Raw genomic sequence first — 21,451 nt, forward strand, 5'->3', positions numbered from 1 at the left:
GAACAGACCGGGTCAAGTGACTCCAATGAAGAGCTGATAGCTATCGCGGACCTTCTTGAGAAGGGCTTGGTCTACACGGAACGCGACGTCTACTGGAAGCGAGTCGTTCCCTCGAATGCACGGGCGGTCGAAATATACCAAGATCGCGTCCGCCAGCACTCCTACATCGACTTCCCCGAGTTGTTGACGGGCAAGGCGCTCAAGGTACTCTATTATAAACGACACCGGACAGTCGAAACACTTGGAGGGGAGGTCAGAACTACTAAGATTCCAAACTACTCAGTCGCTACCCTCTCGAAAGAGGCCGTCCAGGAACTCGTATCCAATTCACATAGAAATAATTGGAGTGGATGACGATATCGACGAGCTTGAACAGTTTTTGATATTGCGTATTTTTGTATATATACCCATAGAACGCGATATATCGCGGAAGCCAGGAATAGATCTACAATATAGGTAGTACCGTAGAAGAATATTTCATATCCATTTTTATATAAGATATATACTCATATCTGTAGGGTTCGGCATACATAATCCCTAATTCGTCCACAAATCTCCGCCACTACATTCACCAGACCATAGATCCAATTACAATTGTAGTACATGCTTGTCATGCATTTCCCACCCAACGATCGCTGAACGTCATCATGAACACTGTCGAATCTCGGCTGCAAGATCTCGGATATGCTCTATAGTAGCTCGTACAACTGTCTACACACAATTCGTGTTCGATTAAGGCCGTGGGTGGCGAATTAGCGGTTACTGAGATCTGAGCAAAGATCCCAAAACGGCTGAGTTCAGCCGTTCATGCAAGCACCAAATATTACTCTCAGTGTTAACCGAACACCGATGGTCTACACACCCGACCGCACGACAGTGGTCGGGTGTGTGATGACCTGCACTCGTTACTATATAGTGGCCTGACTAGGTCAATAAGAGCATCCAGCTCTCATCGTCGCCGGAGGGGAGCATCTCCTGTGACATGCGCTTATAATCAAACCATGTAATATCGGCAGTGTCGAATGCGAGATATTCGTCAGGTGAACTCGAACTCTCCCGGATCATTTTGCTCGATCCTATGCTCGTGGACGTGTTCGGCGAGCGCGACATCAAGCGAGCCCATGCCAATTGGAACGAAAAGGATCCGGTCGTCAGTCTCAACGGTGCTTACGTAGGCGTCTATGAGTACCTCACCGATTGTCGCGTCTAACTCGTCTTGCGTCATCTCATCACGATCAGCCATGTCTGAGAGGGCACCGCGCTGAAGACACTGCTCAACATCGTCAACGATGATATGGTCGGCCGCGAGGATAGTGTCGTCAGGCAGTTCCCTGTATGAGCCGAGTGCGATGACGAGCGCGTCATCGGTGAGCCACGCTTCTTCTAGTACCGGGGTCTTCGAGTTCGTGACCGTTAAGATGGCGTCGTTTGCAGCGACTGCTTCCGGGTCCTCACAGACGGTGAGGTCAGCGTCAAGCTGCGGACGGAGCCGAGTTGCAAGGTTGCGGGCGCGTTCACCGTTGGTATCGAAGATACTGAATTGGTCGACTGTGGTAAGCATATCAACAACCCGGAGCTGGAACTCGGCCTGAAAGCCGGCACCGAAGACGCCGATCGACCGTGGCGTCGTCGGCGAGAGGTGGTGTAACCCGACAACAGACTGGAGTGCGGTCCGTATGCCAGTCAGGTGCATTCCCTCCATAACTGATTTGAACTCGCCGCGTTCGAGATCGAATAGGAGAATACGCGAACTGATCGGCATTTCGGTCTCGGCGTCCCAAGTCGCGACGGCCCACTTTGTTCCGGCGACACCGAGCCAGTCGACATACGCTGGCATGTTGATTGAAAACGCGTTCAGATCCGGCCATTCACCGTCATCGCCGAGGTGCATTGTCAATTTCGGCGGATTCAAGACTCGGCCGTGGGCGGTCTCAATATACGTCTTCTCAACACACTCAAGGGCGCTCTGCAGGTCGATACATCTTTCTACGTCGTGTTTTGAGTACAGTTTCGTGGCCATTCGTTAGTAGTGCTCCATGATTCGATTGTGGTTATTATGTATTTTATCTCTGTGAGTGTCTGGTCCGGGGCTCTACAAACTGGCGGTGGTCAGCGGTCGTCACTCAGAGTACACGCTTTTAGTCCGCCCCTCTGGGCAATCTGTAGCTACATGAATCACAGACGAATAATTTGTCGTGATATTCTTCCAGGTAGGTGAGTGTCGTGTCGCACTGTGGACATCGCATACAGACTCGTCTACAATCGACAATAGGTTAAATCTTTATACGGCAATTGTCGAAATTCGTTCGTCCTGAAAGGACGGAAAAGCGTGTGCTAGAATTCTTTCCGAGCGTTCAGTCACTCCGTTTCCTTACGGATCCGTTCGGTAGACAACCTTCTCGTGGGTGTAGAACTCGTAGGCACGCTGGCCCATCTCCTTTTGTGTTTCTGCGGATGAAGCTTTCATGCCGCCGAAGGGCAGCTGAATCTGTGACCCGGTCGTGGTGCCGTTTACCTTGATGACCCCGGCCTCAACTTGCTGGGTGAACGCCCGGGAATGTGCCATGTCACTGGTGAAGATGCTTGCTGAGAGACCAAAGTCGACATCGTTCGCGACGGTAACGGCTTCCTCGAAGTCGGAAACCTCAATGATGGCAAGGACGGGGCCGAAGACCTCCTCTTGGGCGATGCGCATCTCAGAGTCAACGTCAGTGAAGATGGTCGGTTCGACGAAGTAGCCAGAATCCAGTCTTTCGGGGCGCTCCCCGCCAGTGAGTAGAGTTGCGCCCTCTGATTTTGCGACATCAATGTAGTGGAAATTCGATTCATCCTCTCCCTCTGAGACGGCCGGCCCCATATCAGGGTCGTCCATTCCCGCGCTAATAGAGAGTGCCTCCGCACGGGCAACAACTGCTTCCGACAGCTCGTCAGCGACCTCCTCATGGACAATTAAACGACTGGTTGCGGTGCACGCCTGTCCTGTTGCGCCGAATGCACCGGCAACCGCGGCGTCTGCGGCGGCGTCAAGGTCAGCATCCGGCAGCACCACGAGTGGATTCTTTCCACCCATCTCTGTTTGGACCGGGATGCGGTCGGCAACCTTATCCGCGATGTGCTGACCGGTGTTCGTGGACCCGGTGAAGGAGACGCCGTCGACACGCTCGTTGGTCGTGAGTTCGTCGCCAACAGTCGCGCCAGACCCGACAACGAGATTCACGACCCCGTCAGGGAGCCCAGACTCTTCAAGGAGCTCGACAAGTCGCTTCGCAATTAGCGGAGTTTCTGACGAGGGTTTGAACGCTACGGTATTCCCTGTCGAAAGCGCTGTCGCAAGTTTCCAACTCGGGGTGGCGATCGGAAAGTTCCATGGCGTCACGAGGGTCACGACGCCGAGTGGTTCCCGGAATGTATAGGTGAACGTGTCGGGATCGTTCGAGGGGATGGTGTCGCCGGTTGCAGTCCGCGCATAGCTGGCAAAGAACCGGAATATCTCAGCTGCCCGGGCGACCTCTCCGCGGCTTGAGGAGATGGGCTTACCCTCCTCGCGGGTAAGCGTCTCCACGAGTTCCTCCTGGTTGGCCTCGATGCGGTCTGCGACGTCGTAGAAGATGGGTTCGCGCTCGGCAGGGGTCGTCTGTCCCCAGGTTTTACTCGCCTTGTCGGCTGCCCTCACCGCGTGTTCGGCCTGTTTTTGGCTCGCACCGGAGAACGAGACAATAGGGTCGTCGGGCACTGTCGGGTCCCGAACTACAATCTCATCTGTACTCTCACCGTCGATCCACTCGCCGTCAATGTATTGCATATCGGTTTCTGTCATGGGTGTGTTCCGTGTCTATCGCTTCTCACACAGCATCCGCTGGGGGCCACGAGAACAGAGCAAACCGCATACGTCACTGCGCGGGTAGCGCCCAGATCGTCGACCCAAGTGGCTGACGTCGGGGCTCGTCCGCTATGCGGTCGTACCACCCTCGTGGTCAATGCTGCGCAAACCAGTTTCTCTGACTGGTGTTATCAATGTGCACAATCTCCGCCCACCTAAAAATTTCGATGTGATTTGGAGAGGTCGATTCAGGCGTTCGGCAGTCACTGAGTCAGCTCTCACGTACAAATCGATGGGCGTGGAGACGAAAGCCATCAATCGTTCAGGCCGAATCCAGCACCTTGCTCAGACCCTTCGAAGGGTGGCGTGAGCACGCCTGTGTTGTACTCGAAAATGTCCTCCCAGACGCTGGGATTCACCTCAACGCCTTCGTGCATTAGTGTCTTTACCTGTTTTTCGATGTATTCTGGGCGAAACACCTCAGAGAACTGTTCCTCTTTGTTGTCGACGAACTGCGTGACGAGTCGCTGACTGTGCTTAGAATAACGCGGGTGAGACGGGTCGAAACAGAGCAGCGCAACCCCTGGTTCAGCGACTACCTCGGGAGACGCAGCCGGCTCGGTGGCGCGCTGTAGAACCCGTTCGAGAAGTCGTTCGTCTGCAACCTCAGTGTTCTCGTCGGCTTTCGCATCGAAGAACGCCTGCATCAGTAGGCTGTTCTGCTGCTGGTGATGCCTCGACTCGACGAGATTCCGAATGTCGATTAGACTCGCCGGGGGCGCTGCAAGTGACGCCTCCGCGATTAGCGGCTTCCAGTCGGTCGGGGTACCGAGGATGGTCCCAGAATCGGTTCCGTCGGTGTACACGAGAACCGATATCAGATCTCGTTCAGCGGCCTTGTACGCTACGTGGCCAATGGTCGGGAGACTCGTGTCATTCGCATTAATGGTCGCGTAGGCAAGTCCAACGCCATGCCGGTCAACCTGTGAGGATGCGAGGTCAAGGAGGGGATCACTCGCGACGATGCTCGGTTGAGTCTGACCGTCGATCACTGACACTGTCGCGCTCTGCTCCCGCAAGCTGAGTTCCGAGCGGTCACACATTTCGAGTTCTCCAAGGAGGTCGTGCAGTGCTGTGAGTCCCGTCCCCCTGTAGGCTTCAGTCCACCAGATGGATTCCGCGTTCGCCCGGGCAGTTCCCTTCGAGAAGTCCGCGGCCGCAAAGCAGCGCTCGGCGAGCTGCAGCACCTCCCTGATGCTCACCTGCATCAGCCTTTCACCTCTGGTTTCGCCTGCGCTGGTTTTGGTGGGTATACCCAGTAGGAATCCTCGCCAGCTGCAATTTCATCGGGGAGCGGGGCACCCTGGAAGAACGTCCCACGGACCCACCCCTTGGATTTGGGGTGTGCTTTTTGGATGCCCCAGATAGCCTTGAGACAGGAGATATAGTGCAGTGGGACAACATCAGCATCGAGCGGGTTGTCACGGACCTCTGCGTAGGCGAGACTGTGAACGGTCTGAACGCGCTCAACAATGTAGCGGTGTTGAGGGTGTTCGAAGAGGAACTCGGCGACGGTGTCGGTTGAATCAAATGTCTCCAGGTCCGCTTGGAGTCGCTGGACTTGGCGAGCGATGTCAATCTGGAGTTCATACTCCTCATAGTCGTCTTTCCCTCGCACACCCAGACGCGGTTCCTCGTTCTCGATAGACCGGTACCAGAAGTAATGAGTGGCGTCCGGGGCAGATAGGTCGACGTCAAGCGCCCACTGGTAATTTTCGGTGAGGAGCGAGCGAAACGTCGAGAGCGACACCGACGGCTCGACGTCGTTCTTCTCTGAGACAGTTAATGTGGACGCTAATCCCTCACAGACATCAGGGTGGACGTCGATAAGAAGCGAGTGCAGAACCTCTTGGGTCTCCATCGTGAGTTCGGATTCAGCCCACTCACACAGTCGCGTCCACAACGGCTCGTCGCCTGCGCTACGGTCCAGTTGCGTAACGACCTGATAGACTTGCTCCAGTTCGTCGGCAATGCGGTCCTTCGAGGTGAAAAAGTGTCTGGTGTCACTCTCGTCCTCGTCGAACCACCGCTGGGCTTTCTCGACGACGTACCCGAAGCGTTGGACGTCTTCTGGGTCCGGGTCGATAGCCTTTGCCCGAGCGAGTGCAACCTCTCTGGCTTGGAGCCAAGCGTGGAGCAGCTGCGGGTGCGTGACGACGTGTTGAATGATTCCAATTCCAGATGAGTTGCCCGTCCCGAGGTACCGCTTGATGTCCGGACAAAGCGTGTTCGCGTCTGGGTTCCGCGCTTTCGCCATCTGCTCTGCGAGGTCGTAGCCAAAGACTCGAAGCAGGTAGACAGTGAGCATCTGCGCCATGTACGGTCCCTTCAGCGGATGGTCACCGTCAAGCGCCTTGAACACTTTTGTCCCATTCAGTCCGTTACCGTAGTAGCCCGACGAACGCATTAAATAGCCACCCTGAGCGAGTCGGTCGATGTCGGGTTGATCGCCTGACACCAGCGACTCAACAATGTGGTCGAAAAAGCGCGAACTTCGGTTCGCCCGCGTCCAGATTAGCACATCGGGGGTAGCCCGTCCTCGCATCACGTGCGGGAGCTCTTCGCGCTGGTGCTGGATGAGCTCCTCGGACACCTGACCCTCACAGAGGAACGCTCGAATATCCCAGTTCTCGGCGATGATGCGGGCCGAGTTTTCCTCTTCGCCGGTATCTCTGGAGAATACGACGAACGAGAAGCGCTTCGACGGGGTCTCGATGCTGTAGATGGCGCGCCCGTTACCCGCACGGTCGAAAGACAGCTCCGTCCGCGTTATTTCCCATTGCTCGGCAACCATCTTATCGACCAATAACCGCGCGAAACTCAACCGTGTCTGCTTCAGCGAGCCGAGCCGCTCGGGCTGCATCAACGTCGACGGGTCGCGGAGGGAATGTACGTCGAATTCCCCTGTCTGTTGATCCGCATTCATTCTAGCTTCCATTCTCGGTTCACTCCATTAGTATCTTTTGTCATAGTTAGTGGCTGACGTGGCTGGAGGCCGCACGCCCTCCTCACGATTATCACGTCCGCTGTGCAACACCGCACGGAACTCGAAGGTTATCGTGAACGCTCCCAGAACGTGAGGAAATTCTCACCGAGGATGTTCCCGGCGGCCTCGGGGAACCGTTCCTCAAGTTGCCTTCGAATAACGGGCCAGTCCTCGTACGTCTCGAACTCCCCGATGCCTGCCGCAATATTGCGCTGTTCGACCTTCTCGCGGTCGAACCCGAGCTCTACGATGTGGTCCTTGTAGTACTCAAGCAGTTCACCGGGGAACCGCGAATCCGCCGGGTAGAAGTCCGTCCCGAGGCCGACATTGCCCGCTCCCATAATCGAACAGGCATGGGCGAGATGTTCGAGGAAGATGTCGAGAGTTGGGTTGTCAATGCCGGGGGCGATAAACCAGGGGAGCGTGACGATGCCCATGTAGCCGTCGGCGGCGGCCAGTGCTTCGATCTCCTCATCAGACTTCCCGCGGTAATGCTGAGAAACTGCTTGGCAGGTCGCATGGGTGACTGCGACTGGTTTATCCGAGTACGCGACGGTATCGAGAGTCGTTTGCTTGCCGCAGTGAGAGACGTCTACGATACCACCAAGCTTGTTGATTCGGTCGACGGCTGCCCGTCCGAACTTCGAGAGGCCACCGTTAGCTGGATCGTTGCAGCCGGTCGCGAGTCGGTTTTGATAGTTATACGTGAGCTGGAATATCCGGACACCCTCGTTGTAGAGGACATCGATCTTCTCGAGAGATCCGTCGATTGCGGCCCCTACATTCTGTGTGTTCAGTATGATTCCCACGTCACCGTCAGCGGCGACTCGTCGTGCCTCCTCTGGTGAGGTCACCTTGTGAAGCCAGTCGGCCGCGTCGAACCGCGACTGCCAACGTGCGAGGTCCCGTCGCTGGCCAGCACGTTCTGAGACCGAGGGGTCGTGGGTCCAGGGCGTGACGCTGAGTAGGTCGACGCCTGCGGTCTGGTAGATCTCTTGTACTGCTTTGCGGAACTCGGAGTCGGTCTCGAACCGACGGACCTCGTGGTCCCAGATCGCCTCCCAGGACTCGCCCTTTGAGTACCCGTTGGCGACCAAATCCCTGACTGCGTTGTTCACGTCGTTGACGTCACCGTACGCTCTGATCACCTGCTCCCAGGGAGCAGATGACGTATAATCGAATACTGGCCGTTTGTTCTCCATGGATCTATGTCGAAATGTGTGTTGTGTCAATTTTTGGCACACGATGCTTGTGGCGCTGAACCGTTCCAAGAGACGTCTCTGTTCTCCATCTTGAGGTGACGTACGTGAGAGACGTAGTGTCTATAATCAATCCCATATTTAGTCGTCGGAACTTCCGGTCACCTCCTCGCTGACGCGTGGGGTTGTTCCCTCCGAAGTGTCAGGGCTCCGAATCCATGACTGATCGCTATCGAAGACAAGACTCGTGTGGTCCCGCCCGAGTTCTCGGAGGAAGACGAACAGCGACAGTACGCAAACGATGGCGAACGGAGCACCAGTAATGATGACGGACGATCGAAGTGCGCTCGCGCCACCGAGAACGACGAGAATCGACGCGATGACGCCCTGCAGGACGCCCCAGAAAACGCGGTTGAGGCTCGAAGGGTTCTCCTTCCCACCGGTCGTCAACATGGCCACGGCTAGCGTTGATGAGTCAGCCGAGGTCGCAAAGAACGTCACGACCAAGATGAGGAACAGCGGCTGCCAGAGTTCACCTAGGGGCAACGCACCGAACAGGGCGTACCCGGCGACACCGTTACCGAACTCGGAAACTGCGCCGAGGATGTCGGCGGTCCCGGTCTGTTGGAGCCACATCGACGTCCCACCGACGACAGTGAACCAGACGACCGAGATGAGCGTCATCGCGATCAGTGCGGTGAACAGTACCTCGCGGATGGTCCGTCCCCTCGAAATGCGTGCGAGGAACAGACCGACGAACGGAGCCCACGCGATCCACCAGGACCAGTAAAAGACCGTCCAGAACGACGTCCAACCCGTTCCTCCATCGATTCCGACGCCGGTGAACAAGCTCATCTGGAAGAAATTCTGGACGTATGTCCCAATCGCCAGTGCACCAGTGTTCAGCACCGCGAGTTCGGAAATGCTGGGCAGCAGGATACCACCGACAAACGTTGCGATCAGGAGCAGACCCATCATCCCGATATTAAAGTCCGAGAGCCGCCGGATTCCACGATCAACGCCGGCGACTAGTGAGATAGTGAAGATAATCGTGATTCCTGTAATCGCAAGCACCGTTTCTAAGTTGCCAAACTGGAAGCCGGTGCGGTAGGTGATGCCGGTCAATATCTGTGTGGCAATGAAGCCAAGGCCGGTTGCGATGCCGCCGAGCGTGGCGACGACCGCCAGGGTGTCGATGGTTCGGCCGACAACACCGTCAAGATTGTCGCGTCCAAGCAGCGGCATGAGGACCGTAGAGGTCCGGAATGGCGCGCCGTAGTTGTAGACATAGTACGCGACTGGAATTCCAATCGCCAAGTATCCACCCCATGCGGAGATGCCGTAGTGGAAAATGGCGTACGCGAGCGCCGGTACCATCGCACTCTTCGTCCCCGCTTCGGCGACTGACCCAAACACCGGTGGCACAGAATTGTAGTGCGTTAGCGCTTCAACGGGGCCGAAGAAGACGATGCCCGCGGATAGGCCCGCGGAGAAGAACATCGCCAGGTACGAGAAGTAACTGTACTCCGGTTTCCCGTCGCCGAGTTTGATTCGACCGTACGGGCTGACCATCAGATAAACACAGACGACCAGCATCAGGAGCATCGACAACAGGTAGAGCCAGGCGAGTCCCTCTCCGAACACGCCGAACGCGTTGCTAATTTGGTTTGACACCCACTCTGTTCTGAACGCTGCTAGTCCGATGAAGATGAACGTGACAAGCGCCCCGAACACGAACGGGATCGGATCGATTTCGTCTATGAACCGTCTGAAGATACCCGGTTCAGTTGATTGTGTCATGATTGGACACGGTACATCATGTTTATTCACTACATGTATAGGTTGGGGTCGTGGCAACGTACCACGACCAATCACCGCAGATGAAACAACAACTGGAAGCCTCTAATTCTACCGATGGGAAATAGATATTCTGCAATACTGAATAGGCGCCGTAGTTTTATACGATCCTCGCTCGAAAATGCTCACATGAGCACAGATGAGGGGCGTGAACCCGGCACGGTCGGCGCGACAGAAACATCCTTCACCATTATCGAATTGCTGCGGGACAACGGAGGTGCAACGGTCACCGAATTGACTGAGAAACTCGACTGGTCGCCGAGTACAGTCCACAACCACCTCAAGACGCTCAACCGACTAGGTTACGTCGACAAGGAAGGGAATACGTACTATCTCGGCCTGAAGTTTCTCGACCTGGGTGACATTGCACGTGACCGGTGGAGCCTCTATCAAGTCGCCAAGCAGGAACTGGACGAACTCGTTTCGGATATCGGTGAGCACGGTCAAGTGATGGTCGAAGAGATGGACCGCGGGGTCTACATTTATCAAGCGAAGACCGAGCGAGCAGTGCAGACGGACTCGCACATCGGGACGACGGTCGACCTACACGCTACGGCAGTTGGGAAAGCCTACCTCGCCCATCTAAGTGAGGAGCGACGGTCAGACCTGCTTGACCGCTTGGAGCTCTCCGAACGAACGCCCTCGACGTACACCGACCGTGACGAACTCGAGGACGAACTCAAAACTATCCGCGAACAGGGGTTTGCATTCAACGATGAGGAGCGCTTCGTCGGCATGCGGGCGGTCGGCGCGCCAGTGGTTGGGCCAGAGGATCGAGTGCTTGCGGCCCTCAGCGTCTCCGGGCCGGTCACTCGGATGAATGGTGAGCGGTACCGGGAAGAGATTCCGGAGAAAGTTATGCAAGCAGCCCACATCATCGGAATTCGGGCGACCTACTCGTAGTCGATCACCACTCTTTGAACTGTAGGCTGTTCTTATAAGGAATGGTAGCTGATCTCGTTACATCGATAGTAGTGTAATGTCAAGTAGGTGGCTGCGAGAGTGAACGATTCTATAGACATTCGAACACCTATCCAATTACTTGGAGCATTGAGTTCCAGTCTCTCAGTAATGGGTACCCTGATTTCTCTTCAAGCCCGAAGCATCTCACCCATTTTGAGTCCAATTACATTTCTAAATACTAATCGGGATTTATGACTGCCTCGGTACTATCCCAACATATAATTATAAACATATTATCTTGTGTGATTTGTGTGGCTGGTGCACCCACACGAGATTCCGAGTTGCGGTCGCCCTCGTTGAACCCCGGCTTCTCGGGACCCCGATCAATCGGCTGTTCGTCAAGCACGAGTCCGCACTCGTCACACAACACCTCTCCACTGTCTTGAACGAGTGACTGCAGTGAATTATTGTTTAGAGACACATCCATGACACGGATTCTAAGGACAACGAGACGGAGTTGTCCGGTTCCGGGGGCCCATTCCTCGTCCTTTCGCTCGATTCGGTCAACTATGACCGATGGCGCGCCCTGAAGCGATCCCAGATACCGTGCTACAGCCCGATTCCTTCCAGCTCCCAGATTTGCATTGATTCTACGGTCACGTCCCCGTCTGCCCAGAGGGCTAGCTCAGCTGCCCCCGGCCAGGTGGGATAAACTCGGGTAGTGATGCTTCTGTGTGATTGGGCGTAGCACTCGACCATCGACTTATCCAGGAACAAGTGTAGTCTCAGGGTATTCCCATTCAACTCAAGCTCCCCGCTGTGGATCAGCGAGCTCCGCTCCGCTAAGCCAGATCGAACGTCGAGGTCACTGCTGCTCTCCTCGCGGTGGGTGTAGATACGCTCACGTTCCTCGTTGTAGTAGATGAGCGTCCGTTCTTTGCCATCGGGGTTCTTCTGAAGCTCGATTCCATACTTCGATGCCCCGTCTGAATTGAGCTCGAGCGAAATCTCCAGAGTGTCTCCTGCAATTCCGGTCAGTTCCTCGTTGGTCGACCGCAAGGTTTGGTCGGATACGTCGACAAGTTTCTTGTCACGCAATGAGGTGAGCTCCTCGATGGGGTCGATTCCGAGCTGGTCGTCATCGGTCAGGTACAGCTCTAGCGGGAGTCCCCCGTTGTGCGCCCACCCGGCGTCGAAGTGGTCCTGTGGTCGCCGCTGGTCTTGGGCGATGGTGAACAGGATGCAGCGACCTGTCTCCGGATCTCGCATCGCACTCGGCCCCGTGAACCCAAAGTCACCGTAGTCGATTCGCTGGGGCTCTTCGTTGTCGGGAACGAACCGGTAGTCGTCTGTATCCCATTCGCCGAGCCAGTAGTACACCTCGACGTCGGCACCCGAACCGACCGGGCTAATGATGAAAACGTACTTCTCTTCCCCGTTGCTGTCTTCCCCGAGCGAAAGGAGGATTGGAAGCTCCCAGACGGTCCCTAGTTCGGGGTACTCGTCGTAGTCGGTCTGGAAGAGATGGCCTTTGAGCTGCCACTCGTCTAGGGTATTCGATTCGTACACGAGAGCGGTCCCACCCCCACCCCGTACTCCAGCCCCGACGAGGCAGAACCAACTCCCGTCTTCATGCCAAATGTACGGGTCACGGAAATCGTTCTCCCGTAGCCCGATTCTGCGCGGCTTCTCAATAATGATCTCGTCTGTTTTTTGCCACTTGATAAGGTCGGGGTCGGTAGGATCGGCCGGTGTCGCGGTCGACACGACTTGGTCCGGTGTGTTCGCCATGTTCCCCGCAGTGTAAAATAGCACGGGGTCGCCATCCTCGGTGTAAGTCGCGTTTCCGGACCAGATGCCGTCAGAATCGAGGTCGCTCGGACCCGGGGAGAGTGCGACGGGGAGGTGACGCCAGTGAACGAGGTCGTCGCTGGTCCAATGTCCCCAGTGAATATTCCCCCAGTACGGCCCCTTGGGGTTATGCTGGTAGAACAGGTGATACTGTCCATCGTAGTACAGTGGCGCGTGTGGTTCGTTCATCCAGTGTCCGGGAGCGATGAGATGATACTCGGGACGGTGGCGATCCTCGTTGTAAAGAGAAGGGTCCAAGCCGATTTCCTCAAACCCCACATTGGGGATTTTATCGTCGTGTTGTGAGCAAATTCGCTCATAGTGCGATGCGATTTGCTCCGCTGTCAACGCGCCCTCGTAAAGTGCCAGCTCGTCGACCAACCCGTTGAACATATGCATGTAGAAGACATCGTCGCTCGTCTTACCCTGACCAGCCCTGTAGGTCGGTTGGTTACTCTTGCCAATCGAGAGAGGAACGTCCGCGTGGGTGATGGACCTCGACTCATCGAGGCCCTTCGAAGCAGCCTTCGAGCCATTCACGAAAACCGAGAGAGATCTGTCGTCACCATCGAAGACACCAACAATGTGCGACCACTCGTATGTCGGAACACACCCTGAATCAGACGATACCTCGGCTGTATCAGTACCTAATCCGACCCGGAACGAACACGACCCGTGGGGGCCGAGTCCGAACTCGAACCCCTGGTCTATCGAGAGTGCGTGTTGACTGACAACGGCCTCTAGACGGTCACCTTCTCCAATTCCGTGTGACCGTGGTGCGACCCATGCCTCGACGGAGAGTTTCTCCTGACTGTCTCTCAGGCTGTCAAGGGCTGTCTCGATACTGGTCGAGTATCCATCAAATAGAAGACAAGAATTTCGAACACCCTCGTGCCACTCTGGCGAACGATCAGGCTTGTATTTAGCCTCTGAGAATACGTACTCGACCGTAGCAGTCGTTCCAGACCTGGCTTCTGAGACTTCTGATCCTGAACCTTCGTCGAACGACCACCGAGCGACCGGAGTTACTCGCGTGTGAGTGTCGCTATTGTCTGGCATACCTAAGCTTTCACAAAGGTTCTACTAATAGATGAGTGTTCTCTGAGAACCACAACTCACCAATGTGTTGCTATATTTGGATTCACCAGTGTAAAGAATCCGAGGGTCCGAAACTTATCCACAACTCACGACACCAGCCTGCATTTATTGTGTACTGTGAAAACCAACGCAGGCGTAATCCACGTACCGAGTCTCTCTCGTAGACAGAGAGTGTGTTAATTCACTTGCTCACCGATGATTTTAGTCAACACTGAGGCATTGGGAAAACCTCTGCCGGGAATGTACACTGACCGTATGAACCACAGAGTTGACGTGCTACTGCAGTTGTAACACGTGGAACCGGTCCAAAAGTGATCTCACCGTAGGCGCGGCACGGAGTGTGAAACGCAAAGATTGAATCTTGTTCTGAAAAACCAGTACATAAGCAAGAATGTAATGATGGCCTGCGTTGGCCATCTCGGGGCGAGTATTAACTGCACCTCACGGGGCTGCGAAATAGACAAACAGTAGTCAGTGGAACTCAGTCGACTTTAGCTACGGACTTCCGAGTCAGCCCAACGGTGGATGTCGGTTGACGAGCGTGCGTTACGATATTAGTGCTGTAATTAGTGGCCTGTCACTGTAGAACCATCCTCTGTGGATAGACAACTTCCTCTGATGAGTGAAATATCTTGATAGGAACGATGCACCACCCTGGTTAATCGATTGGTAGGCATAAACCGGCGAATTGGGGCTTAAAACAGGTGTATTGGGTACGGACCGAGAATTTTCACAGTACCGATTAACGACATTAGCAATCATGCAAGATGTGCTTTCACAGATAGTGTGAAAATTATACTGCGTGTCCGCTAGCGAACTAATCATCTTTCAGAGCCCCTCAAACTCCTCTGACTGTTTATGTTTTCGGCATCGGTACAGAATGTAGCTAATCGGAATCAACACCCCGGTGAAGATCACGAGGTCGATTCTAATTAGGACGGCTGCCGCCGAGTTTGGGTCGACGAAGGGAAATGTGACGATAGAGACGAACAGCAGGAGCACCGCAATCACCAACATCAGGAAGAATTGCGGTCTGAGGTCGCACAACGATTCCCAGACGTCGTCCGGTATTTGAACCATACTCCCAGTGTGCTTGCCCCGCCCGCATAAATGTGACCCGAGGGAGCGATACCATGGGAAAAACACCAGACTGGTCCACAATTTTCTATGAGACCGACATTACCATCATAAATTATAAGTAATTTGACCCCAGATGTCATTGATATGGCGAAGCATGACAGCAATGAAGAGGCTAGTGGTGGGTTTGCCCACCGCCGACAGATCCTGAAAGGGCTCGCGACAGCAGGCATCGCTGGGTTGGCGGGATGTAGCACAGATGGCGGTAGGATCACCACTAGCGATGGAAGCAGTGGAGGTGGCGACGGCAGCAGCACAGCCGCCCAGGCAGGCGGCCAACCACGAGACAAATATCTGAGTGTGCAGATGAACACCCGGCCCGATCAGGTCAATTACAACCCGTTCGGGAAGCAGGCCATGGGGCCGCTCGCCAAGATTGTCTTCGAGATCGGTGCCAAGTGGTACCCTGACGAGGAGAAGTGGGTCCCGCTGCTTATCGAAGACTGGGAGTACCCCTCGACGATCAGACAGGGAGAGACTGTCCAGTTCAACCTACACTCGGATACAACGTGGGTCAACGGTGACCCGTACACGGCGCAGGACTTCGTCGGTCAGATGCTCTGGCGGAAGGAAAACAACGATTCCGTCTGGGAGTTCATCGAGGGCGTCGAACAGACAGGCGATCACACCGTCGAAATGACGTTCGCACAGAAGATCGACACCCGACTGTTCGAGAACGCACTCATCGGAATGGGTGACGCCCCGACAGTGTGGAACTTCAAGTATGACGTCTACAGCGACTACCTCGAGCGGCTCCAGAACACGTCCGACAGCAAGGAGCGTAACGCTATCCTTCAAGAAGTCTCGAATCTGAACTTCTCGCTTGATGAAGCACTGGAGAAGGGCCTCGCGAACGGCCCGTTCAAACCGAAACAGGCGTCGGCGACGAAGCTCATCCTCGAGAAGTACGAAGACTACACGAATCCGCACATCACGGCGGACGACTTGAACTTCAACCTCATCGAAGGCCTGCCGATTGACTCTCCGCAGAAGAAGCTCCGATCGCTCCGGAACAATGAGGCCGACGCGCTCCACAACACGGCCTTCACTTCGGCACAGAGCGATCAAGTCCCCGATCACTACGAGGGTCTCACCTACTTCACTCACAGTGGGGGTGCGTTCTGTTTCAACTGCCGCCGCGAACCGTTCGACAACCGCAAGGTCCGGTGGGCACTGTCGAACGTCTGGCAAGCAGGACACCCAACGCTCATGCAGAACCTCCCACTCTCGGACAAGAACAAGGACACCGTTCCGTTCTCGGCCGGGATGTCTGGTCCCCTCATTGATAAGTGGCTCGGTGACCGCAAAGACGACTACATGCACTTCGACGGTGGGACCGAACGTGCGGCAGAACTCCTCCGTGGCGAGGGCTTCACTAAAAAGAATGGGAAGTGGTACAAGCCCAACGGTGAGCAGTTCACAATTACGTTCAAGGGAGCGTCGTTCCACAGCAACCGGACACAAACCGGCGCTCAGTTGCTCACAGACTTCGGTATCGAGACGAAGGCGCTCGTTCAGGAACCCACGACATGGTTCAGTAAGACGACTGCTAACCGCGACTACGATATCACGAACTGGTGGGTCGGCCAATCGGTCGCAATCCCGTACCAGGGTCTGTACGGGACGCTCGTCAATTCCGCGTGGGTGACAGCGTATCCGCTCGGCGTTGAGTCTGTCTCGTCATGGGAAGGTGAGAGCACGAGCGAGTTCATCGTGAAAGTCCCGCCCATCGGAGAGCCCGAGGGGAAACTCCGTGAGGTCAACATCAAGGAACGACTATCGAAGCTCGCAGCCGCTCAGACTGAGGAGGCGAAACGCCCACATATCCAAGAGATTGCCTGGGTATGGAACTGGATGGACACGTACTGGGGTCCGTGGCTGCTCTACCTCGCTTCGGAGTACTACGACACCAAGGATTGGCAGTGGAAGGACAAAGAAAACCCGATGATGCAGGCACCGACCGTGCAGGACTGGCCGCTACGGCTCGGCTACCCCAAGGCGAAGACAAAGTAATTCAAGACATAAACGCGGACCACACATACGACACGCTGGATCGACACAAGAGACAACTCACTGGGAAGCGATTCCAAATCCCAGAAGCACTCCCCACACATTTCGCACGTGAACACAATGGACGATAACGGAACCAGCAGTCACACTGTTGGTTTTCTAACGATCGGTGAGATTACCGCCGAACAACAGTACGCACAGACATTCCTCGACTCGTTCGCAACCGTCGAACTTCTCGCGTTCGACGACATCGGGTCGAAGGAAGACATCGCCGATTACGACCTGCTCTGGTGGCATCGGGACGCCCCCGTCTCGGAGGAGACCCTGTCCGCCGACGCTGTCTCGGCGCTTACCACGTACGTCGAAGCGGGTGGTGGACTGTACCTAGGGCTGTATGCTCTCGATGCAGTCGACTTGCTGGGTATCGACCCCCACCCGCCGGACCACGTCGAAGCGACGTACGTCCCCAACCACACCTTCGGGCAGCAGCCGGCTGGATTCCTCGTCAAATCGCGATTTGAGGAATCGTCGGTCTTCGCTGTATTCTCCGACCGCCGAGTCCACACGCAGCGCTCACGGAAACAGAGTGCACCGAGGCTTGCCTATTGCGACCGGGTTCCACGAAACGGGGATGTACTGGCCAGTAGCGTCGTCGGCGATGAAGACAGACCAGCCGAAAACTCGATTATTGCTTGGAGTCCGGGTCGTGGCCGCGTTCTCGGTGTCGGTCAACATCTGGTCTTCTCGGAACTTTCCGAACCATACGAGGATACCGTCAAGGCACTTGTCTCGGGGATGGTCTCTCACCTCGGTGACTCCGAAGCGGAGGAGTTCAACGGTCGCCCGAAGACATCAGACGAACTCGCCGAGATACGGACCGAACTGGAGACCGACCACCACCGACCGTCGTACCACTTTACGCCACCAGCGAACTGGATGAACGACCCCAACGGTATCGTTGAATACGATGGTACCTACCATTTGTTCTACCAGTATAATCCCGTTGGTCCGTACCACGGGTCGATCCACTGGGGACACGCGACGAGCGAAGACCTCGTCTACTGGGAAGACAGACCGGTGGCGCTGACACCCGACCCTGACGGTCCGGACAAAGATGGATGCTGGTCCGGGTGCACCGTCTTGGACGACGGTCAGCCCACCTTTGTCTATACTGGTGGAAGTGACGGCGACCAGACACCGTGTCTCGCGCGTGCAACCGACGACTCACTCGACGAGTGGGAGAAACACCCTGGTAACCCTGTCATCGAGGACATCCCCAACGAACTCGGGATACTGTCGAACAACGAGTGGAACGCGGAGTTCCGCGACCACGACGTCTGGCAGGAAGACGGCACCTGGTACCACCTTATTGGAACCGGGCTTGAGGACGGCGGTGGTGCAGCTGTGCTCTACACGTCCGACACGCTCACCGAGTGGGAGCTCGTCGGCCCGCTTCTCGTCGGCGACAGATACGAGGACGGCCCGCTCTGGGAGTGTCCCGAACTTCTCGACTTTGGCGAGAGTCAGGTGCTGCAAGTGTCGAACTACGACAAGGTGGTCTACTTCGTTGGGACCTTCGATGGCAAGTCGTTCGACCGACGGTCGGACGGGACGCTCGACCACGGGAACTACTACGCTGCCCAGTCTATGCCTCACGGTGAGGATCAGTACCTGTCGTGGGGGTGGATTCGCGAAGACCGTGACGGTGCGGCACAGTGGGACGCCGGTTGGTCGGGTGTGATGTCTCTACCTCGCGTTCTCTCATTCGGCGAAGACGACACACTTCGCGTGCGACCGACACCCGAGATCGAGACGCTCCGTGGGCATCACCAATCGTTGCCGAAGCAGACACTGACCCCCGAGGACAGCGTACACGCGGAGACCTCGGAGTCTGCGTTGGAGATACAGGTCACGTTTGAACTGCACGACGCCGAGGCGTTCGAACTCGTCGTCGGTGAATCTCCCGACGGAGCGGAACGAACACCTATCCGGTACACCAATGAGAATGAACTGGTGGTAGACCGGTCCACATCTAGCGAGTCCGAAACGGCCTCGACGAACCCACAGCGTATTCCGTCCCTTTCGACGGACGATGGACTGATCACGTTGCACGTTTTCGTCGACGGATCGGTCGTTGAACTCTTCGCCAACGAGCGAGAGAGCCTGAGTAGCCGTATCTACCCCACGCGAGAGGACAGTACTGATGTTTCGTTGAACGCCGTCGAGGGAGACGTAGCGATTCACAGCGTCGACATCTGGGAACTGGATTCGGCGTTCTCTCCCCACAAGGAGAGACAGGCGTATCAGCACGCGTCACTCACAAACAGCGGGACGGACTGACAATGAGTCACTATCCGATAGCAGCGAGGCGAACGTGGGGGGTTCGACAGGCATGAGTGTCCCCTCCCGTCATGTTATCTAGCGCACCAGTAATTTTATGTTATAGTGTATGAACAATGAGAACGTTCGAGGGAAGTCACAGAAGGCGTGAAAAATCTGAGCAAGACTGGTAATCTATGAACTACTACGTAAAGCGGTTGGGACGGTCACTACTCACACTAGTGTTAGTTATTACAATCACCTTTGGGTTGACGCGGTTGATGCCCGGAGGTCCGGTCGAGTACATGCGAGCACAACTTCGAGCCCAGAACCCGAATCTCTCGACCGAGGAGATCAATCAGATGGTTCAGGCGTACGTTGGCGTCAAACCCGACGAGCCGCTGCCGATACAGTACCTCAACTACCTGGCACAGGTGCTGCAGGGCGACCTCGGTCGGTCGACCTTCTACGACCAGTCGGTAGCATCGATCTACGCGAATGCTATTCCTTGGACGTTGTTCGTCCTCGGGACGGCACTGCTGGTGACGTTCGTGATCTCAGTTACGCTTGGCGCCCTACTTGCGTACAAAGAAGGAAGCAGAATCGACACGGTGGTTAGTTCAATCTCGGTCATCATGAACTCGGTTCCGTACTACATCGCCGCTATCGTGCTCATCGCCGTGTTCGTCACGTGGCTCGGGTGGTTTCCCCTGTCGGGACGGAGCAGTATCGACATCGCGCCGGGATTCAATATCCCGTTCATCTTGGACGTAACCAAACACGCGACCTTGCCGATGCTCTCGGTCATCCTGACCGGCTTCGGAGCACAGACGCTCGGTATGCGCGGAAACAGCGTCCGCGTTCTCGGTGAGGACTACATTCGTGTCGCGCGACTTCGTATGCTCCCCACTCATCGGATCGCCCTACGGTACGTCGCACGGAACGCCATCCTCCCCATCTACACTGGGTTCATTATCCAGATCGCGTTCATCCTCGGCGGCTCGGTTATCCTCGAGGAGATATTTCGGTATCCTGGTGTCGGGTTCTACTTCTTCAACGGCATCAGTTCCCGTGACTACCCGCTGATGATGGGCGGCTTCCTGCTCATCTCGGTAGCCGTCGTCATCGCCGTGCTCATTGCTGACCTGACCTACGGGAAGCTTGACCCACGTGCGACCTCTGGAGGTGGCGACAGTGAAGCGTACTGACGACCCTGCTGTCCACGACAACTCGGACGCAGCTCGAGCCGACGGTGGAACTCCAGAGATTCCACTGACCAGTGTCTCGGCCGAGGAAGTGACGCGGACAGACCGCCTCGAAGACTACTTGGCACAGCGCTACGAGACGTTCCTGCTCGCTTGGTCGGACTGGCGGTTCAAGCTCGGGTTGCTCGTCGTCGTCACCTTCGTCTTGATGGGTACCGTCGGCGTGGCGCTTGTTCCTAAGCCGGCGTACTCGGACGGTGGCAAGTGGGACGCGCCGTTCGAGGGGACCGAGAACGTGTTCGGGACGAATCAGTTCGGACAGGACATCCTGGCGATGCTGATCCACGCGACGCCCGCGATGCTCCTAATGATCATCGGTGGTGCCATCTTTGCGACTGGTATCGGTGCACTCGTTGGTATCGTCTCCGGCTACAAAGGTGGTCGGCTTGACGAGATCCTGATGACAATCTCTGATACGGCGATGATGCTCCCGGGCCTGCCGCTTATCATCGTCGTCGGTGCCATCTGGGAGCCGACGAACCCGTTCATCGTCGGGATTTTGGTGTCGATCAACGCCTGGGCGGGGACTGCACGTGGACTGCGTTCGCAGGTCCTCACTATCCGTGAGGAGTCCTACGTCGAAGCTTCACGGGTGATGGGCGTTTCTACTCCCTCTATCCTCCGCAAGGACATCACACCCCAGCTCCTGCCGCTGATTCTGGTGAACTTCGTAATGTCTGGACGGGGTGTCATCTTCAACTCGGTGGCACTCTACTTCTTGGGTGTCCTGCCTGTCGAGAACGTGAACTGGGGTGTGATGCTCCAGCAGGCGTATGAATCGGGAGCTGTCACGTCGCCTACCTTGTTCTACACGATTCTGTTCCCACTGTTGACGATCGTCATCCTCTCGTGGGGCATGATCATGCTCTCGCAGGGGCTCGACAGGGTCGTCAACGTTCGGGTACGTGCCCGACACGAAGGAGGGCCCCAGGAATGACGAGTGGGA

General features: G+C 56.0%; 14 protein-coding genes and 1 pseudogene. 6 read left to right on the forward strand and 9 right to left on the reverse strand.

All coding sequences use genetic code 11. The annotated features are described in order from the left end of the window. Positions 1–39 precede the first annotated feature (39 nt). Positions 40–243: pseudogene (locus tag EOHIBHHM_RS26160) on the forward strand (transcriptional regulator TrmB); the annotation flags it as partial. Positions 244–1,036: 793 nt separating this feature from the next. Here EOHIBHHM_RS26160 and EOHIBHHM_RS26165 read toward each other — a convergent pair. The 6 genes from EOHIBHHM_RS26165 to EOHIBHHM_RS26190 all read right to left on the reverse strand — a co-directional run bounded on the left by EOHIBHHM_RS26165 (position 1,037) and on the right by EOHIBHHM_RS26190 (position 9,865). Further along, a complete protein-coding gene (locus tag EOHIBHHM_RS26165) occupies positions 1,037–2,020 on the reverse strand; it encodes an ornithine cyclodeaminase family protein (protein ID WP_497259172.1) in 984 nt (327 codons plus the stop codon). A 351-nt stretch (positions 2,021–2,371) separates the two neighbouring features. Then, positions 2,372–3,817, reverse strand: a complete 1,446-nt coding sequence (locus tag EOHIBHHM_RS26170; RefSeq protein WP_497259174.1) for an aldehyde dehydrogenase family protein — start codon at positions 3,815–3,817, stop codon at positions 2,372–2,374. 317 nt (positions 3,818–4,134) lie between these two features. After that, entirely contained in the window at positions 4,135–5,088 is a 954-nt protein-coding gene (locus tag EOHIBHHM_RS26175) for a hypothetical protein (RefSeq protein WP_497259176.1), read from the reverse strand. Continuing rightward, positions 5,088–6,818 (reverse strand): hypothetical protein, encoded by a 1,731-nt coding sequence (locus EOHIBHHM_RS26180; RefSeq protein WP_497259178.1) that lies wholly within the window; start codon positions 6,816–6,818, stop codon positions 5,088–5,090. Before EOHIBHHM_RS26180 ends, EOHIBHHM_RS26175 begins: the two co-directional genes overlap by 1 nt. Before the next feature lie 116 nt (positions 6,819–6,934). Next, positions 6,935–8,068, reverse strand: coding sequence for a dipeptidase (locus EOHIBHHM_RS26185; protein ID WP_497259181.1), 1,134 nt, complete (start codon positions 8,066–8,068; stop codon positions 6,935–6,937). A 138-nt stretch (positions 8,069–8,206) separates the two neighbouring features. Next, positions 8,207–9,865: a BCCT family transporter gene (locus tag EOHIBHHM_RS26190; protein WP_497259183.1), complete on the reverse strand. Its 1,659-nt coding sequence runs from the start codon at positions 9,863–9,865 to the stop codon at positions 8,207–8,209. Positions 9,866–10,051: 186 nt separating this feature from the next. Here EOHIBHHM_RS26190 and EOHIBHHM_RS26195 point away from each other — a divergent pair, with 186 nt between their 5' ends. Then, on the forward strand, positions 10,052–10,825 hold the full coding sequence (locus EOHIBHHM_RS26195) for an IclR family transcriptional regulator (RefSeq protein WP_497259185.1): 774 nt from the start codon (positions 10,052–10,054) through the stop codon (positions 10,823–10,825). A gap of 238 nt (positions 10,826–11,063) precedes the next feature. On the opposite strand, the gene EOHIBHHM_RS26200 is transcribed toward EOHIBHHM_RS26195, so the two are convergent. The 3 genes from EOHIBHHM_RS26200 to EOHIBHHM_RS26210 all read right to left on the reverse strand — a co-directional run bounded on the left by EOHIBHHM_RS26200 (position 11,064) and on the right by EOHIBHHM_RS26210 (position 14,854). Continuing rightward, positions 11,064–11,312 carry a TFIIB-type zinc ribbon-containing protein gene (locus EOHIBHHM_RS26200; protein ID WP_497259187.1) on the reverse strand — a complete coding sequence of 83 codons (249 nt, stop codon included), beginning with the start codon at positions 11,310–11,312 and terminating at the stop codon, positions 11,064–11,066. Between the two features lie 122 nt (positions 11,313–11,434). Further along, positions 11,435–13,735 carry a GH32 C-terminal domain-containing protein gene (locus EOHIBHHM_RS26205; RefSeq protein ID WP_497259189.1) on the reverse strand — a complete coding sequence of 767 codons (2,301 nt, stop codon included), beginning with the start codon at positions 13,733–13,735 and terminating at the stop codon, positions 11,435–11,437. An 867-nt stretch (positions 13,736–14,602) separates the two neighbouring features. Then, positions 14,603–14,854 (reverse strand): hypothetical protein, encoded by a 252-nt coding sequence (locus EOHIBHHM_RS26210; RefSeq protein ID WP_497259191.1) that lies wholly within the window; start codon positions 14,852–14,854, stop codon positions 14,603–14,605. 123 nt (positions 14,855–14,977) lie between these two features. Here EOHIBHHM_RS26210 and EOHIBHHM_RS26215 point away from each other — a divergent pair, with 123 nt between their 5' ends. The 4 genes from EOHIBHHM_RS26215 (at position 14,978) to EOHIBHHM_RS26230 (ending at position 21,442) form a co-directional block, all read left to right on the forward strand. Further along, positions 14,978–16,924 (forward strand): ABC transporter substrate-binding protein, encoded by a 1,947-nt coding sequence (locus EOHIBHHM_RS26215; protein WP_497259193.1) that lies wholly within the window; start codon positions 14,978–14,980, stop codon positions 16,922–16,924. Between the two features lie 117 nt (positions 16,925–17,041). Then, complete coding sequence (locus EOHIBHHM_RS26220; RefSeq protein ID WP_497259195.1) at positions 17,042–19,261, forward strand: GH32 C-terminal domain-containing protein; 2,220 nt, start codon at positions 17,042–17,044, stop codon at positions 19,259–19,261. A gap of 176 nt (positions 19,262–19,437) precedes the next feature. Beyond that, entirely contained in the window at positions 19,438–20,448 is a 1,011-nt protein-coding gene (locus EOHIBHHM_RS26225) for an ABC transporter permease (protein WP_497259197.1), read from the forward strand. After that, on the forward strand, positions 20,435–21,442 hold the full coding sequence (locus EOHIBHHM_RS26230; protein WP_497259199.1) for an ABC transporter permease: 1,008 nt from the start codon (positions 20,435–20,437) through the stop codon (positions 21,440–21,442). The genes EOHIBHHM_RS26225 and EOHIBHHM_RS26230 overlap by 14 nt, the downstream gene beginning before the upstream one ends. The last annotated feature ends 9 nt before the right edge of the window (positions 21,443–21,451 follow it).

The organism is Halogranum roseipondis (genome assembly GCF_059695585.1).

Bases quoted from the DNA above. Each gene is read 5' to 3' on its own strand.
- EOHIBHHM_RS26180 (WP_497259178.1), bottom strand. From the start codon at position 6,818: ATGGAAGCTAGAATGAATGCGGATCAACAGACAGGGGAATTCGACGTA.
- EOHIBHHM_RS26175 (WP_497259176.1), bottom strand. From the start codon at position 5,088: ATGCAGGTGAGCATCAGGGAGGTGCTGCAGCTCGCCGAGCGCTGCTTT.
- EOHIBHHM_RS26170 (WP_497259174.1), bottom strand. From the start codon at position 3,817: ATGACAGAAACCGATATGCAATACATTGACGGCGAGTGGATCGACGGT.
- EOHIBHHM_RS26195 (WP_497259185.1), top strand. From the start codon at position 10,052: ATGAGCACAGATGAGGGGCGTGAACCCGGCACGGTCGGCGCGACAGAA.
- EOHIBHHM_RS26225 (WP_497259197.1), top strand. From the start codon at position 19,438: ATGAACTACTACGTAAAGCGGTTGGGACGGTCACTACTCACACTAGTG.
- EOHIBHHM_RS26165 (WP_497259172.1), bottom strand. From the start codon at position 2,020: ATGGCCACGAAACTGTACTCAAAACACGACGTAGAAAGATGTATCGAC.
- EOHIBHHM_RS26185 (WP_497259181.1), bottom strand. From the start codon at position 8,068: ATGGAGAACAAACGGCCAGTATTCGATTATACGTCATCTGCTCCCTGG.
- EOHIBHHM_RS26205 (WP_497259189.1), bottom strand. From the start codon at position 13,735: ATGCCAGACAATAGCGACACTCACACGCGAGTAACTCCGGTCGCTCGG.
- EOHIBHHM_RS26200 (WP_497259187.1), bottom strand. From the start codon at position 11,312: ATGGATGTGTCTCTAAACAATAATTCACTGCAGTCACTCGTTCAAGAC.
- EOHIBHHM_RS26210 (WP_497259191.1), bottom strand. From the start codon at position 14,854: ATGGTTCAAATACCGGACGACGTCTGGGAATCGTTGTGCGACCTCAGA.
- EOHIBHHM_RS26190 (WP_497259183.1), bottom strand. From the start codon at position 9,865: ATGACACAATCAACTGAACCGGGTATCTTCAGACGGTTCATAGACGAA.
- EOHIBHHM_RS26220 (WP_497259195.1), top strand. From the start codon at position 17,042: ATGGACGATAACGGAACCAGCAGTCACACTGTTGGTTTTCTAACGATC.